We start from the raw sequence: 14,055 nt of genomic DNA on the forward strand, positions 1-14,055 counted from the left end.
ATATGGCAAAGCAGTCTATGAAGGCGCGTGAATTAAAACGCACCCAAACTGTAAAAAAATTCGCTGCAAAGCGCACTGAGCTAAAAGCTATTATCGTCAGTGTGTCTGCTAGCGATGAAGAAAAGTGGGATGCGCAGGTTAAACTGCAGAAGCTTCCGCGTGACGCGAGTCCTTCTCGCCAGCGTCGTCGCTGCCAGATTACTGGCCGTCCACACGGTGTTTACCGCAAGTTTGGTCTTTGCCGTAACCAGCTCCGTCAAGCCGCAATGCGCGGTGATGTCCCCGGCTTAGTTAAGGCTAGCTGGTAAAATTGAGAATTTTGCTGTCGCTGGCATTAGCCGCGGCGCTTAACGGGAGCAAAACATGAGCATGCAAGACCCTTTAGCGGATATGCTGACACGCATCCGCAACGCTCAGATGGCAGGTAAAACTGCTGTTAAAATGCCGTCATCTAAATTGAAAGTATCTGTTGCTAAGGTGCTTGAAGATGAAGGCTATGTCGCCGGTTCACGGGTTGAAGAGCAAGGTGGCAAGGCAGAGCTGACGGTAGATTTAAAATATCATCAGGGTAAGCCAGTTATCGCTGAAATCAGTCGCGTAAGTCGCCCTGGTCTCCGCGCTTACGCAGGTAAAGATGAATTGCCATCAGTACGTGCAGGGCTGGGTATCGCTATAGTGTCAACCAGTCATGGCGTAATGACTGATCGCGCAGCAAGAGCTGCCGGTGTTGGCGGCGAAGTGCTTTGCACTGTTTTCTAAAGCGACAGTTTAAAGAGTTCTTAACATGTCAAGAGTAGCGAAAAGTCCGGTGACTATCCCCTCAGGGGTTGAAGTCAAACTCGACACCAGCAACATCTCTGTAAAGGGCAAGAACGGCACGTTGGTTATGCCGTTGCACCAGTCTGTAGAGATCAAGCAGGAAGGCGAGTTGTTAATATTTTCAGCGCGTGAAGGCGCGAAAGATGGTTGGGCAATGGCAGGTACCACTCGCTCACTGACTAACAATATGGTTGTTGGTGTGAGTCAAGGTTTTCAGCGTAAGCTGGTCCTTAACGGTGTTGGTTACCGTGCCAAGTCAAATGGCAAGTCTATAAATTTGGTGCTGGGTTTTTCGCATCCGATCGACTATGACTTACCAGAAGGTGTTACCGTCGAAACCCCAACACAGACTGAAATTGTGTTGAACGGTACAGACAAACAGATTTTGGGTAAGGTAGCGGCCGAAATCCGCGCGTTCCGTCCGCCAGAGCCTTACAAGGGCAAGGGTGTTCGTTACGCGGAAGAAAACGTCCGTCGTAAAGAAGCGAAGAAAAAGTAAAGGCAAGGTTATGAGCGATAAGAAAGTTTCAAGATTACGTCGTGCTCGCCGCGCTCGCTTTAAAATGCGTGAGCTACGCGCCGTACGTTTGAGCATTCACCGCACACCACGCCACATGTATGCGCAGCTTATTGCAGCATCCGGTGACGTTGTGTTGGCGAGTGCATCTACACTAGATAAAGATTTGCGTGCTGGAGCGACCGGTAATGTCGCGGCAGCCGCTAGTGTGGGCAAGTTGATCGCTGACCGTGCGAAAGCCGCAGGCGTGACAAAGGTCGCTTTTGACCGCAGTGGATTTAAATTCCACGGCCGTGTCAAAGCGCTGGCAGATGCTGCCCGTGAAGGTGGTTTGGAATTCTAAGGTTTTAGGCGATGGCGTATAACGATCAGAAAGACAAAGCAAACACAGAAGGCCTGCAAGAGAAGCTTGTCCAGGTAAACCGTGTTGCAAAAGTGGTCAAAGGTGGCCGCATTTTCAGCTTCACTGCTCTTACGGTAGTGGGTGACGGAAGTGGTAAAGTCGGCTTCGGTCGCGGAAAAGCACGCGAAGTGCCTGTTGCTATCCAGAAAGCGATGGAAGCAGCGCGCCGCAATATGGTTCAAGTAGATATCAAGGGTGACACCATTCAGTACGCCGTAAAAGGTCGTCATGGTGCTTCTAAGGTCTACATGCAGCCAGCATCTGAAGGTACTGGCGTTATTGCCGGTGGTGCGATGCGATCGGTGCTAGAAATTGCTGGTATTCATAACGTATTGGCCAAGTGCTACGGTTCTACAAACCCGGTAAACGTGGTTCGTGCAACTATTAAAGCACTGGAAAGTGTTTCCTCTCCAGAAGAAGTCGCAACAAAACGCGGCAAAACTGTTGAAGAAATCTTGGGCTAAGACACAGGCAGGATTTGCTATGAACAAGATTAAAGTCACACTAGTTCGTTCTGTTACAGGACGACTTAAGTCGCACAAGGCCTGTGTTGCTGGTCTTGGCTTGCGCCGTATCCGTCACACTGTTGAAGTAGAAGATACTCCATCAGTGCGCGGTATGATTAATAAGGTCAACTATTTAGTACGTGTTGAGGGATAAGTGATGAGCGATATGCGTTTAAACACGCTGAGCCCGGCGCCCGGCCGAGTTAAAGATGGCAAACGGGTAGGTCGTGGTATCGGTAGTGGCTTGGGTAAAACCGCAGGTCGTGGTCACAAAGGTCTGAAGTCTCGTTCAGGTGGCAGCGTGCGTCCAGGTTTTGAAGGCGGCCAAATGCCGTTGCAAAAGCGTTTGCCTAAGTACGGCTTCACCTCGCGTTTGTCTCGCGTTACTGCTCAAATCCGCACGGCGGAATTGATGGCAGTCACTGACGATGTAATCGATTTAGATGCGCTTAAGCGTGCTGATTTAATTAACAGCAATATTGAACGTGCCAAGATCTTTTTGTCGGGTGATCTGAACAAAGCAGTTACTGTGAAAGGTTTGGCAGTAACTAAAGGCGCTCGCGAAGCTATTGAAAAAGCTGGCGGCAAAGTCGAGGAATAAGGCGAACTTAAATGGCGAAGCCCAATCCACAAGCAGCTGGTAAACAATCAGGAATGGGCGAGCTTATGGCTCGCCTCCGTTTTTTACTGCTAGCGATAATTGTTTATCGCATCGGTACGCATATACCGGTGCCAGGTATTAATCCGGATCAGCTCGCCGCATTGTTCAATCAAAACCAAGGTACGGTTCTTGGTTTGTTTAATATGTTCTCGGGCGGTGCCTTAGAGCGTATGAGTATTCTGGCGCTTGGTATTATGCCCTATATCTCTGCATCGATTATTATGCAGTTGATGTCGGCGGTTAGCCCAACATTAGAAGCTTTGAAAAAAGAAGGCGAAGCTGGCAGGCGGCAGATTAGTCAATACACTCGTTACTTGACGGTGGTGCTTGCACTGCTTCAGGGAACCGGTATGACAGTGGGCCTAGCTAACCAAGGCTTGGCTTACAGCCCAGACTTCACGTTTTATTTTGTTTCGGTAGTGTCATTGGTCACCGGCGCCATCTTTATGATGTGGTTGGGTGAGCAGTTAACGGAGCGCGGTGTAGGCAACGGCATATCAATGCTGATATTTGCAGGAATTGTAGCGGGGTTGCCATCGGCAGTTGGCCAATCTTTAGAGCAGGCGCGCCAAGGCGAATTGAATATTTTGGTTCTGCTGGCAGTGTTGGTTCTGGCGATAGCGGTTGTGTATTTAGTAGTGTTCATCGAGCGTGGGCAGCGGCGTATTACAGTTAATTATGCTAAGCAGCAGCGCGGAAATAAGATGTACCAGGCGCAGTCTAGCCATTTACCGATGAAAGTGAATATGGCCGGTGTTATACCAGCGATTTTCGCGAGTTCTATTTTGTTGTTCCCCGCGTCTATTGCGCAGTGGGTTGGGCAAAGTGGAGAAGGTATGGAGTGGTTGCAAGATGTTGCCTTGGCGATTGGGCCGGGTCAGCCTCTTAACATATTACTGTTTACTGCTTTGATCGTATTTTTCTGTTTCTTCTATACCGCATTGATGTTTAATCCGGACGAAGTGGCAGATAACTTGAAACGGTCAGGTGCGTTTTTACCAGGAATTCGTCCTGGTAAGCAAACCGCGAACTATATAGACGGCGTGTTAACCCGTTTAACCATGTTTGGCTCTTTGTATATTGCCGGCGTGTGTTTGTTACCGCAGTTTTTGGTTGTTATGTGGAATGTGCCGTTTTATCTCGGTGGCACCTCACTGTTGATCGTTGTGGTTGTAGTGATGGACTTTATGGCTCAGGTTCAGTCTCACCTGATGTCCCAGCAGTACGACTCAGTCTTGAAAAAGGCTAATTTGAAGAATTACGGCGGTGGTGCGCGTTAAAGCTCACTAACCTGATGGCTTGTTTGGAGTATCAAAATGAAAGTACGTGCATCGGTAAAGACAATTTGCCGCAACTGTAAAATCGTTCGTCGTAAAGGTGTGGTTCGGGTTATTTGTAGCGTTGAACCACGTCATAAACAGCGACAGGGCTAAGCAATTCGGTATCGGGGTTGTTTTTCAATCTCGGTGCGGGTAGACTACTGCGCCTTTCGTGCAGCCGTTAACCGCTTTCCGGTCATTGCTAAGCGTTAAAAGAATTGGGCTTAATTGGAGTAACCTGAATGGCTCGTATTGCAGGTGTCAACATACCAGATAACAAGCATGCTGTTATTTCGTTGACCTATATATATGGCGTTGGCCTCACACGTGCTAAAGCACTGTGCGCCAAAACAACAATAGCTGAAGACGCGAAAATCAGTTCTTTGTCTGAAGAGCAGCTCGATGCACTTCGTGGCGAAGTCGCAAAACTGTCTGTAGAAGGCGACTTACGTCGTACAGTTTCTATGAACATTAAGCGTTTACTAGATTTGGGCTGCTACCGCGGCATGCGTCATCGTAAAGGTCTGCCGCTTCGCGGTCAGCGTACTAAGACTAATGCGCGAACGCGTAAGGGTCCACGTAAGCCGATTCGTAAGTAATTTAAAGGCAGAATTCCTTTAGTGTAGCTACACCACTTGTGTAGTGTTGATATTAGAGTTGGATATAGAATATGGCCAAACCAGGCAAGCAAGCTCCACGAAAAAAGGTCAAAAAGACCGTCGTGGACGGTGTTGCGCATGTACATGCGTCATTTAATAACACCATTATCACTATTACAGATCGTCAAGGTAATACGCTGAGCTGGGCAACAGCCGGTGGCAGCGGTTTCCGTGGCTCTCGTAAAAGTACTCCTTTCGCCGCACAGGTTGCTGCAGAACGCGCCGGTAACGCTGCGAAGGATTACGGTTTGAAAAATCTAGATGTTCAAGTTAAGGGTCCCGGTCCAGGACGTGAGTCTGCTGTACGTGCCTTAAATAACTGTGGCTACAAGATTACAAACATCACTGACGTGACGCCTATTCCACATAATGGTTGCCGTCCTCCTAAGAAACGTCGCGTTTAATTAACAGTTGAGGAATACAGAAAATGGCTAGATATTTGGGCCCAAGCTGTAAATTATCCAGACGGGAAGGTACTGACCTTTTCTTGAAGAGTGGTGTTCGTCCGCTGGATTCTAAGTGTAAAGCTGAAACTGCACCGGGTATGCATGGTGCACGTCGTGGTCGTCTTTCTGACTACGGTGTTCAGTTGCGTGAGAAACAAAAAGTCCGTCGTATGTACGGCGTACTAGAAAAGCAATTCCGTGCTTACTATACAAAAGCTGCTCGCCGTAAAGGCGCAACAGGTGAGAACTTGTTGCAACTTTTGGAAGGCCGTTTAGATAACGTGGTTTACCGTATCGGTTTTGGCTCTACACGTGCCGAGTCACGTCAGCTAGTGTCACATAAATCAGTATTGGTAAATGGCAAGACAGTTAACGTACCGTCTTATCAGGTGCAGGCTGGTGATGTTGTTAGTGTTCGTGAGAAATCTAAAGTCCAGTTGCGGATTCAATCTGCAATTGCTCTTGCTGCGCAGCGTGGCGATGTTTCTTGGATTGATATAAACGCCACCAAAATGGAAGGTGTCTTCAAGAATGCTCCAGATCGTAGCGACTTGTCTTCTGAGATCAACGAGCAACTGATCGTTGAGCTTTACTCGAAGTAAGTTAAACTCCGGACAAATCACTACAGGTGACCTATGCAAAGTGCTGTCAATGAATTTCTAACTCCACGCGTTATCCAAGTTGAAGAATTTGGACAAACGCGTGCGAAGGTGACCCTTGAGCCACTAGAGCGTGGATTTGGTCACACCTTGGGTAATGCTTTGCGCCGTATTTTGCTTTCTTCGATGCCGGGATGTGCGGTAACTGAAGTAGAGATCGACGGCGTGTTGCACGAATACAGTGCTATTGAAGGTGTTCAGGAAGACGTTATTGAAATCCTGCTTAACCTTAAAGAAGTCGCTGTGATCATGCACGGTAAAGATCAAGCTACCTTAGTTCTTAACAAAAAAGGCCCTGGCGTGGTCACTGCCGGCGATATTCAAACTGATCATGAGATTGAAATCGTTAATACTGACCACGTTATTGCGAATCTGAACGATGATGGCGAGATTAATATGCGCCTTACTATCGCTCGAGGTCGCGGTTATGTGCCAGCTGATGCTCGAGATAACGCTGAAGAAGAGTCTCGTTCAATTGGTCGCTTGCAGCTAGATGCTAGCTACAGCCCGATCAGCCGTGTTAGCTACGTAGTGGAGAGCGCGCGCGTTGAGCAGCGTACTGATTTCGATAAATTGGTTTTGGATCTTGAAACCAATGGCACTATCGATCCTGAAGAAGCAATTCGTCGTGCAGCAACAATTCTGCAACAGCAGCTCGCAGTGTTTGTTGATCTGGAAAGCGAAGGTGAGAACGAGCCTTCACGCGAAGAGAACGAAGTAGATCCTATTCTGCTGCGTCCGGTTGATGATCTTGAATTGACTGTGCGTTCAGCTAACTGCTTGAAAGCAGAAAATATCTACTATATCGGTGACTTGGTGCAGCGTACAGAAGTTGAACTTCTGAAGACGCCAAACCTTGGCAAGAAATCACTGACAGAAATTAAAGATGTATTGGCGTCACGCGGGTTGTCTTTGGGTTTGCGCCTAGATAACTGGCCGCCAGCAAGTCTTAGAAACGACGACCGAGTTCTTGCGTAATTTCGCCAGATCTTTCGAATATTTTTGCTGAGATAGCAACGTTTATTAAAGGAAAAAGCCATGCGTCATCGTCATAGTGGCCGTCAATTAAACCGTAATAGCTCTCATCGTAAAGCGATGTTCCGCAACATGACGGCGTCGTTGGTTGAGCACGAAATGATTAAAACAACTCTGCCAAAAGCAAAGGAACTGCGTGGTTATGCAGAGCCTTTGATTACACTTTCTAAGGTAGACAGTGTAGCTAATCGTCGTCTTGCGTTTGCGCGTTTGCGTTGCGATGCTGCGGTAGGTAAATTATTTACTAATCTCGGCCCTCGTTATGAAGGTCGTCCCGGTGGCTATATCCGCATTATGAAATGCGGTCTGCGTACTGGCGACAAGGCACCAATGGCTTACGTAGAGTTGGTCGATCGTCCAGTGGTAGAAGAAGCTGACGACGAGTAAGTAGATGATTTTAAAAAAGCCGGCTGAAAAGCCGGCTTTTTTTTGTCTGCGTTTTTATCGTAAAGGGGTGCTGCGGGGCGATTAACTCCCCGCTGCGGCCTTGCGTGCGGCTGCAAGATTAAGAACATCCGCAAGAAAATGGCCGGTGTGCGACTGTGGCATTGATGCGACATCTTCCGGTGTGCCTTCGGCAATAATCAAGCCTCCACCGCTGCCACCTTCAGGGCCCAAGTCGACGATCCAGTCGGCAGTTTTAATTACATCCAGATTGTGCTCTATAACGACGACCGTATTGCCGTGGTCTCGCAAGCGATGCAGCACAGTAAGGAGTAATTGTATGTCTGCAAAGTGTAAACCAGTAGTGGGCTCGTCAAGAATGTAGAGCGTTTTACCGGTATCACGTTTGGAAAGTTCGCGGGCTAGTTTAACACGCTGCGCTTCACCGCCGGATAAGGTCGTTGCGGCCTGTCCTAAGCGTATATAACTTAAGCCAACGTCCATAAGGGTCTGGAGCTTTTTACTGATCGAGGGCACGTTCTCGAAAAAGCCGTTGGCGTCCTCCACGGTCATATCTAAGACTTCATGAATGTTCTTAGCTTTGTATAATATTTCAAGTGTTTCGCGATTGTAGCGTTGGCTACTGCAGACCTCGCAAGCGACATAAATATCAGGCAGGAAGTGCATTTCTACTTTGGTAACACCATCACCCTGGCAGGCTTCGCAGCGCCCGCCTTTTACGTTAAAGCTAAAGCGGCCGACTTTGTATCCGCGTGAACGAGCTTCTTGGGTTCCGGCAAATAATTCTCGGATCGGTGTGAAAATGCCAGTATAGGTAGCGGGATTTGATCTTGGCGTGCGACCAATGGGGCTCTGGTCGATGTCGATACATTTGTCGACATTGTTAAGCCCTGTTATGGACTCGTGTGCGGCTGCTGTTAATGTTGTTGCACCGTTGAGCTCTGTGGCGGCAACCGGGTACAGGGTGTGATTGATCAGTGTCGACTTCCCGGACCCCGAGACGCCGGTGATGCAGGTCATTAGTCCAAGCGGCAGAGTAAGGTCAACATTTTGGAGGTTGTTTCCGGTGGCGCCTTTTATATGCAGTGTTTTTTCTGGATTGAATGGATTGCGTTTTTCTGGAATGGCAATGGCCTTTTTACCTGATAGGTATTGGCCTGTTAGCGACTCTGGACTATTTAAGATGTCGTCAATATTACCCTGCGCTATTATTCGACCGCCATGCACACCCGCGCCGGGACCGATATCGATAATGTGGTCGGCGGTTCGGATTGCGTCTTCGTCATGCTCAACGACAATAACGGTATTGCCGATATCCCGAAGATGTCGCAGGGTTTTCAGTAACCTTTCGTTATCACGTTGATGCAGGCCGATAGATGGTTCGTCGAGGATATACATTACGCCCACAAGCCCTGCACCGATTTGACTGGCGAGCCTGATTCTTTGGGCCTCGCCGCCAGAGAGGGTGTCGGCACTGCGGTCAAGGGTAAGATAGTTCAAGCCCACGTCGACCAAGAAGCGCAGACGGTCGTTAATTTCTTTTAGTATTTTTTCGGCAATTTGAGCTTGTCGACCCTCTAGGGTAAGAGTGGTGAAATACTCGCGGGCTGCGCCGACTGGCATAGCAGCTATTTCAGGAAGGGTATTGTTGAGAATAAAGACGTTACGTGCTTCTTTTCTTAAGCGCGTGCCGGAGCAGTCTGGACAAGACTGGGTATTTAGGAATTTACTTAGTTCCTCGCGCACAGTTTGCGATTCGGTATCTTTGTAGCGTCTATCCATATTGGGGATAACGCCCTCAAACGGGTGTTTGCGTTGAAAGTTATCGCCCCGGTCGTTGATATAGGTGAAACTAATTTCTTCCGCATCGCTGCCAAAAAGAATTCGGCTGCGGTGTTCTTCGCTTAGAGACTCAAAGGGGGCGTCGACGTCAAAGCCATAGTGATCTGCGAGCGAGGTTAGCATGTGGAAATAATAAACGCTGCGACGATCCCAGCCGCGAATCGCGCCGGTCGAGAGACTGGCCTCTGGGTGTTGGATGATTCTGCTAGAGTCAAAAAACTGCTTCACGCCCAGACCGTCGCAGCTGCTGCATGCGCCGAGAGGGCTGTTAAACGAAAATAGTCGTGGCTCTAATTCTGCCAAACTATAGCCACATTGCGGGCAGGCGAATTTAGAGGAGAAAACCAATTCCGGGGCGCTGGCGTCGTCCATATAGGCAACGCGTGCCACGCCATCGGTCAGCTCCAGTGCGGTTTCAAACGACTCAGCTAGACGTTGGCCGATATCTTCTCGTACTTTAAATCGGTCTACCACCACTTCAACGGAGTGCTTCTTATTTTTGTCTAAGCTTGGTAGGTCGTCCAAGTCTGTGACGATGCCATTAATGCGCGCTCGAACAAAGCCTTGGCTTCGCAGTTTTTCAAAGGTATGTAGATGCTCACCCTTGCGATTTTGCACAACGGGGGCGAGTAGCATCATCTTGCTGCCTTCCGGCAGGGCCAGCACCGTATCGACCATTTGGCTAACGGTTTGCGCCGACAGTGCGGCGTTATGATCTGGGCAGCGTGGCTCTCCCGCGCGAGCAAACAATAACCGTAGGTAGTCGTAAATTTCGGTGATTGTACCGACAGTAGAGCGCGGGTTGTGCGACGTCGATTTCTGTTCAATGGATATCGCGGGAGATAAACCTTCAATATGATCGACGTCGGGCTTTTCCATCATCGACAAAAATTGCCGTGCGTAGGTAGATAGCGATTCTACATAGCGCCGCTGACCTTCTGCGTAAAGGGTGTCGAAGGCGAGGGATGATTTCCCTGACCCGGACAAGCCGGTAATAACCACCAGTTTGTCGCGGGGAATATCGATATCAATATTTTTTAAATTGTGGGTGCGGGCACCGCGAACGATAATCCGATCCATAGTATTCCCCAGCGTGGTAAACCAACCATTATACTGCGGGGGTGGAGTGGTGCGCAAAATAAGCTGGTGATATTTTATAGCGGTTTTTCAAGTGCGGTTAAGCTGGTAGAATTGGGAGATATTTATTCTTGTTTAGGATCCCTCCCTTGAATCATCACACGATGAGCGCAGCTGAGCGTCGTTCTGTTGCTTCTCTGGCGACATTGTATGCGTTTCGAATGCTCGGCTTATTTATGCTGTTGCCGGTCTTGAGCTTGTACGCAGGTGAATATGGCCATAGTACGCCGGTGCTAGTCGGTTTGGCACTGGGAATTTATGGCCTGGGGCAAGCGGCACTGCAAGTTCCCTTGGGAATGCTGTCGGACCGGATTGGTCGCAAGCCAGTCATTATTGCCGGCCTACTACTTTTCGCCGCCGGTGGTATTTTGGCCGCGAGTGCCGACAATATTATTACCGTTATCCTTGGTCGATTGCTGCAGGGCACTGGGGCAATTGCTAGTACCTTGACCGCATTACTTGCCGACTTAACCCGTGAGCAACACCGAACTAAGGCGATGGCGGCGATTGGGGTTAGCATTGGGGTGTCTTTTGCGCTAGCGATGGTCATAGGGCCGCTAGCTGCGGCAGCAATTGGAGTGTCGGGTTTATTTTTGCTCACTTCGTTATTGGCTGTGATCGGAGTATTTATCACCCTGTGGTTGGTGCCAACCCCGGACGTTGGTGGTTTGAATGCCGACAGCCAATCACTGCGGGGGCTATTGGGCCGCTGTTTGCAAGATCGTAATTTAATGCGCCTGAATCTGGGTATTTTTTCTTTACATGCGATGTTGATGGCGATATTTGTCGCAGTCCCGGGGCTGCTTGAGGGGCAAGGTCTGGTTCGGGATGACCATTGGAAGATGTATTTACCGGTTATGTTAGTGGCCTTTTTAGCTATGGTTCCGCTTATTATTCTTGCGGAAAAATATAATCGTATGAAGCAGGTCTTCCTGTCGGCGATTACCGCGATCATTGTGGTGCTGTCTGCTGCCACATGGTTTGCTTATGACTACTGGTATTTGGTTGTCATGATTACGGTATTCTTTGTCGCCTTCAACTTACTTGAAGCATCGCTACCGTCTTTAGTAAGTAAAACTGTTTGCCCCGGCGGTAAGGGTACTGCAATGGGGGTATATTCTACCTTTCAGTTTTTAGGCGCTTTTTTTGGTGGCGCCTTAGGCGGGGGGTTGTTGGGTCTTTGGGGTGGTTCTGCCTTATTTTTTGGAGCCGCTACTTTAGCCGGTGTCTGGTTGTTAGTGGCTTGGAATATGACGGTTCCTGCCAAGACAGATAATTTGGTTTTGGCTTGGAAATTTGGGTCATGGGACGCGGCGATATTGCGTCAAGAAGTATTACTAATACCGGGCGCCCTTGATATAACCGTGTTAGAAAGTGAGCAGTTAGCCTATTTGCGAGTGAGTCAGGACTTTAACCCTGCTTCACTGCCGGACGGCATACGGCTCGGCAGCTAATAGTTCTGGAATCCGGTATAGTTAACATTTTGCGGTCAATGTCCGCAGTTATAGAAATAATAGGAGGTGGCGCATGGCGCGTGGAGTGAATAAAGTTATTCTGGTTGGGAACTTAGGCCAGGATCCCGAAACCCGTTATATGCCATCTGGTGGCGCGGTAACTAATATTACTATTGCGACCAGTGAAACGTGGAAAGATAAACAGAGCGGTCAGCCTCAGGAGCGGACTGAGTGGCACAAAGTGGTATTTTTTAATCGCATAGCCGAGGTTGCCGGCGAGTTTTTAAAGAAAGGCTCAAAAGTTTACATCGAGGGCGCATTGCGCACTCGGAAATGGCAGGATCAGGGTGGGCAAGATCGTTATACCACAGAGATTGTTGCTGCAGAAATGCAGATGCTCGACGGCCGCGGTGGCTCTGGCGGTGGTGATAATTATAATGAGGGTAGTGGCTATGCCCCTCAGGCTCCAGCTCAGGCAGCGCCTCCTCAGGCGCCACGTCGGGCAGCACCTGCACCACAGCAAAATCAGGCGCCAGCACCAAGCTCACCACCAGCCGGTGGCTTTGATGATTTTGATGATGATATTCCATTTTAAAAAACACCATTGATCATAATGTAAAGTATTGCCCTGAAGGCCCCGCTAGTCGGGGCGTTTTTTATTAGGGTTTATAGCTTACTAGCTTGAATGTCTTGCGGACTTTGAGGGCTTTGGGTAATGTTGTTGGCTCTCAACCTATTGAATGCTGTGGAGGTGTGTGCAGTATTTGGCGTACTTGGTGCGATCCCTTTTATAACGTGTGAATATTTCTGTGAATGTAGTTTTAATTTCCCCTCCGGGTCCATTGAGCGAAGCCATCCGCAATCAACTAGCTATGCGGGAGAGGGCTCTCGTGACAATTGATGCTGATGATTTGTATACGGTTGATACGGCGTTGCTGCGCGACGCGATAGTGATTGATGCCGATGTTCTTGCATATTGCCAACTTATTGATGGTGTGTCTGATGAGTGTCATACCCGAAGGCTGGCGGCGCGTGAAAGTTTGCTAGAATCGTGCCGGGCGTTGGAAGTTCCCTATCTCTTTCTCAGTGATGGCAGGGTATTCGATGGTATTGCCGAGCAGCCCCATGATTACCTGGAGGCCGACGACATTGTGCCAGCAAGCTCGGCGGGAAAACAATTTGCAGAGTTTGAGGATTTGGTAATGAGCGTTGCTGAGCAGGGAGTAATACTGCGCACCGGTCCTTTAATTGCCGAAGAGGAAGGTAATTTTCTCGGTGACTGTCTGGTCACCATGCGAGAAGGTAAGGTGCTAGCGCTAAACGATTCTTTAATGAGTTGCCCTACACCTGTGGCTGATTTGGCCCGGGTTGTGTCGGGCATGGTTGATCAGTTGAGTTGCGGTGCGCCCTGTCGTGGGGTCTATCATTACAATAGCAGTGGTGTGGCCAGCGCCTACGAGTTTGCCGAGGTTGTTTGCGCATTTGCTTCTCAGTTTGTGGCGCCAGTGGCCGATATTGCAGTGGACGATGCAGGTGTCACCTGGACGCCGAGTGTGCCGGTGCTGTCTTGCGGTAAGGTCTTGCAAGATTTTGGGATAAAGCAGTTGCCTTGGCGGGCTTACCTGCCGCGTATGGTGCGAGCAGTATGTGAAGGGGTGAGTAAATGAGTAGTGAAAGTGCGTTTGTGCCGCTGAATATTGCGGTGTTAACAGTTTCTGATACCCGCGATGAAGACAGTGATAGCTCGGGTAAGTTTTTGCTTGAGGCGCTGACGGGTGCAGGTCATTCACTTGCTGATAAACAGATAGTAAAAGACGATATTTATCAAATTCGAGCGGTAATGTCTGCGTGGATCTACCGTGATGATATTCAAGTAGTATTGGTGACGGGTGGCACTGGCTTCTCCGGTCGGGATTCGACGCCAGAGGCGGTGTCGGTGCTATTTGATAAGCAAATTGACGGCTTTGGCGAAGTGTTCCGCGCTAGGTCTTTACAGGAAATTGGATCTTCTACAATTCAGTCCCGCGCCTTAGCTGGCCTGGCCAATAATACCGTTATATTTTGTGTGCCGGGCTCCACTGGCGCGTGTAAGACCGCTTGGCATGGCGTTATTTGTGAGCAGTTAGATAGCCGGCACCGCCCATGTAACTTCATAGGTGTTCTAAAAACCCGCCGAGATATGGGAGCTTAAGC

General features: G+C 49.1%; 19 protein-coding genes. 18 read left to right on the top strand and 1 reads right to left on the bottom strand.

The annotated features are described in order from the left end of the window. The first annotated feature begins 2 nt into the window (after positions 1-2). From rpsN to rplQ, 14 genes are all read left to right on the top strand, one after another. Entirely contained in the window at positions 3-308 is a 306-nt protein-coding gene (gene rpsN / locus ACI955_RS10340; RefSeq protein WP_415243661.1) for a 30S ribosomal protein S14, read from the top strand. 55 nt (positions 309-363) lie between these two features. Continuing rightward, a complete protein-coding gene (rpsH, locus tag ACI955_RS10345; RefSeq protein WP_368377111.1) occupies positions 364-759 on the top strand; it encodes a 30S ribosomal protein S8 in 396 nt (131 codons plus the stop codon). A gap of 25 nt (positions 760-784) precedes the next feature. After that, the gene (rplF, locus tag ACI955_RS10350; RefSeq protein WP_415243662.1) at positions 785-1,318 is read left to right on the top strand and encodes a 50S ribosomal protein L6; all 534 of its coding nucleotides are present in this window, start codon (positions 785-787) and stop codon (positions 1,316-1,318) included. Positions 1,319-1,328: 10 nt separating this feature from the next. Beyond that, on the top strand, positions 1,329-1,679 hold the full coding sequence (gene rplR, locus ACI955_RS10355) for a 50S ribosomal protein L18 (protein WP_103684242.1): 351 nt from the start codon (positions 1,329-1,331) through the stop codon (positions 1,677-1,679). Positions 1,680-1,690: 11 nt separating this feature from the next. Continuing rightward, positions 1,691-2,203 carry a 30S ribosomal protein S5 gene (gene rpsE / locus ACI955_RS10360; RefSeq protein ID WP_103684241.1) on the top strand — a complete coding sequence of 171 codons (513 nt, stop codon included), beginning with the start codon at positions 1,691-1,693 and terminating at the stop codon, positions 2,201-2,203. A 19-nt stretch (positions 2,204-2,222) separates the two neighbouring features. Further along, a complete protein-coding gene (gene rpmD, locus ACI955_RS10365; RefSeq protein WP_159240990.1) occupies positions 2,223-2,399 on the top strand; it encodes a 50S ribosomal protein L30 in 177 nt (58 codons plus the stop codon). 12 nt (positions 2,400-2,411) lie between these two features. Next, positions 2,412-2,846: a 50S ribosomal protein L15 gene (rplO, locus tag ACI955_RS10370; RefSeq protein ID WP_415243724.1), complete on the top strand. Its 435-nt coding sequence runs from the start codon at positions 2,412-2,414 to the stop codon at positions 2,844-2,846. Between the two features lie 11 nt (positions 2,847-2,857). Beyond that, positions 2,858-4,186 (top strand): preprotein translocase subunit SecY, encoded by a 1,329-nt coding sequence (gene secY, locus ACI955_RS10375; protein ID WP_415243663.1) that lies wholly within the window; start codon positions 2,858-2,860, stop codon positions 4,184-4,186. A 36-nt stretch (positions 4,187-4,222) separates the two neighbouring features. Further along, positions 4,223-4,339: a 50S ribosomal protein L36 gene (gene rpmJ, locus ACI955_RS10380; RefSeq protein WP_008248307.1), complete on the top strand. Its 117-nt coding sequence runs from the start codon at positions 4,223-4,225 to the stop codon at positions 4,337-4,339. 128 nt (positions 4,340-4,467) lie between these two features. Further along, the gene (gene rpsM, locus ACI955_RS10385; protein ID WP_368377115.1) at positions 4,468-4,824 is read left to right on the top strand and encodes a 30S ribosomal protein S13; all 357 of its coding nucleotides are present in this window, start codon (positions 4,468-4,470) and stop codon (positions 4,822-4,824) included. A gap of 71 nt (positions 4,825-4,895) precedes the next feature. After that, on the top strand, positions 4,896-5,288 hold the full coding sequence (gene rpsK / locus ACI955_RS10390) for a 30S ribosomal protein S11 (RefSeq protein WP_368377116.1): 393 nt from the start codon (positions 4,896-4,898) through the stop codon (positions 5,286-5,288). Between the two features lie 23 nt (positions 5,289-5,311). Further along, positions 5,312-5,932, top strand: coding sequence for a 30S ribosomal protein S4 (gene rpsD / locus ACI955_RS10395; protein WP_368377117.1), 621 nt, complete (start codon positions 5,312-5,314; stop codon positions 5,930-5,932). A 33-nt stretch (positions 5,933-5,965) separates the two neighbouring features. After that, positions 5,966-6,967 carry a DNA-directed RNA polymerase subunit alpha gene (locus ACI955_RS10400; RefSeq protein ID WP_415243664.1) on the top strand — a complete coding sequence of 334 codons (1,002 nt, stop codon included), beginning with the start codon at positions 5,966-5,968 and terminating at the stop codon, positions 6,965-6,967. Positions 6,968-7,027: 60 nt separating this feature from the next. Then, positions 7,028-7,411: a 50S ribosomal protein L17 gene (rplQ, locus tag ACI955_RS10405; RefSeq protein ID WP_415243665.1), complete on the top strand. Its 384-nt coding sequence runs from the start codon at positions 7,028-7,030 to the stop codon at positions 7,409-7,411. An 81-nt stretch (positions 7,412-7,492) separates the two neighbouring features. Here rplQ and uvrA read toward each other — a convergent pair whose 3' ends face one another. Then, on the bottom strand, positions 7,493-10,351 hold the full coding sequence (gene uvrA, locus ACI955_RS10410) for an excinuclease ABC subunit UvrA (RefSeq protein ID WP_415243666.1): 2,859 nt from the start codon (positions 10,349-10,351) through the stop codon (positions 7,493-7,495). Between the two features lie 146 nt (positions 10,352-10,497). On the opposite strand from uvrA, the gene ACI955_RS10415 reads away from it, so the two are divergent. The 4 genes from ACI955_RS10415 (at position 10,498) to moaB (ending at position 14,053) form a co-directional block, all read left to right on the top strand. Then, positions 10,498-11,862: an MFS transporter gene (locus ACI955_RS10415; RefSeq protein WP_415243667.1), complete on the top strand. Its 1,365-nt coding sequence runs from the start codon at positions 10,498-10,500 to the stop codon at positions 11,860-11,862. A 73-nt stretch (positions 11,863-11,935) separates the two neighbouring features. Further along, positions 11,936-12,457: a single-stranded DNA-binding protein gene (gene ssb / locus ACI955_RS10420; protein WP_415243668.1), complete on the top strand. Its 522-nt coding sequence runs from the start codon at positions 11,936-11,938 to the stop codon at positions 12,455-12,457. A 295-nt stretch (positions 12,458-12,752) separates the two neighbouring features. Further along, positions 12,753-13,529, top strand: coding sequence for a sugar nucleotide-binding protein (locus tag ACI955_RS10425; protein ID WP_415243669.1), 777 nt, complete (start codon positions 12,753-12,755; stop codon positions 13,527-13,529). After that, a complete protein-coding gene (moaB, locus tag ACI955_RS10430; RefSeq protein ID WP_415243670.1) occupies positions 13,526-14,053 on the top strand; it encodes a molybdenum cofactor biosynthesis protein B in 528 nt (175 codons plus the stop codon). The genes ACI955_RS10425 and moaB overlap by 4 nt, the downstream gene beginning before the upstream one ends. Positions 14,054-14,055: the final 2 nt, after the last annotated feature.

Origin of the sequence: Zhongshania sp., assembly GCF_047636175.1 — a bacterium.
Taxonomy (GTDB): Bacteria; Pseudomonadota; Gammaproteobacteria; order Pseudomonadales; family Spongiibacteraceae; genus Spongiibacter.

What these genes read in the sequence shown, in the direction of transcription:
- rpsN (WP_415243661.1), top strand. Translation starts at nt 3, where the DNA reads ATGGCAAAGCAGTCTATGAAGGCGCGTGAATTAAAACGCACCCAAACT.
- rpsH (WP_368377111.1), top strand. Translation starts at nt 364, where the DNA reads ATGAGCATGCAAGACCCTTTAGCGGATATGCTGACACGCATCCGCAAC.
- rplF (WP_415243662.1), top strand. Translation starts at nt 785, where the DNA reads ATGTCAAGAGTAGCGAAAAGTCCGGTGACTATCCCCTCAGGGGTTGAA.
- rplR (WP_103684242.1), top strand. Translation starts at nt 1,329, where the DNA reads ATGAGCGATAAGAAAGTTTCAAGATTACGTCGTGCTCGCCGCGCTCGC.
- rpsE (WP_103684241.1), top strand. Translation starts at nt 1,691, where the DNA reads ATGGCGTATAACGATCAGAAAGACAAAGCAAACACAGAAGGCCTGCAA.
- rpmD (WP_159240990.1), top strand. Translation starts at nt 2,223, where the DNA reads ATGAACAAGATTAAAGTCACACTAGTTCGTTCTGTTACAGGACGACTT.
- rplO (WP_415243724.1), top strand. Translation starts at nt 2,412, where the DNA reads ATGCGTTTAAACACGCTGAGCCCGGCGCCCGGCCGAGTTAAAGATGGC.
- secY (WP_415243663.1), top strand. Translation starts at nt 2,858, where the DNA reads ATGGCGAAGCCCAATCCACAAGCAGCTGGTAAACAATCAGGAATGGGC.
- rpmJ (WP_008248307.1), top strand. Translation starts at nt 4,223, where the DNA reads ATGAAAGTACGTGCATCGGTAAAGACAATTTGCCGCAACTGTAAAATC.
- rpsM (WP_368377115.1), top strand. Translation starts at nt 4,468, where the DNA reads ATGGCTCGTATTGCAGGTGTCAACATACCAGATAACAAGCATGCTGTT.
- rpsK (WP_368377116.1), top strand. Translation starts at nt 4,896, where the DNA reads ATGGCCAAACCAGGCAAGCAAGCTCCACGAAAAAAGGTCAAAAAGACC.
- rpsD (WP_368377117.1), top strand. Translation starts at nt 5,312, where the DNA reads ATGGCTAGATATTTGGGCCCAAGCTGTAAATTATCCAGACGGGAAGGT.
- ACI955_RS10400 (WP_415243664.1), top strand. Translation starts at nt 5,966, where the DNA reads ATGCAAAGTGCTGTCAATGAATTTCTAACTCCACGCGTTATCCAAGTT.
- rplQ (WP_415243665.1), top strand. Translation starts at nt 7,028, where the DNA reads ATGCGTCATCGTCATAGTGGCCGTCAATTAAACCGTAATAGCTCTCAT.
- uvrA (WP_415243666.1), bottom strand. Translation starts at nt 10,351, where the DNA reads ATGGATCGGATTATCGTTCGCGGTGCCCGCACCCACAATTTAAAAAAT.
- ssb (WP_415243668.1), top strand. Translation starts at nt 11,936, where the DNA reads ATGGCGCGTGGAGTGAATAAAGTTATTCTGGTTGGGAACTTAGGCCAG.
- moaB (WP_415243670.1), top strand. Translation starts at nt 13,526, where the DNA reads ATGAGTAGTGAAAGTGCGTTTGTGCCGCTGAATATTGCGGTGTTAACA.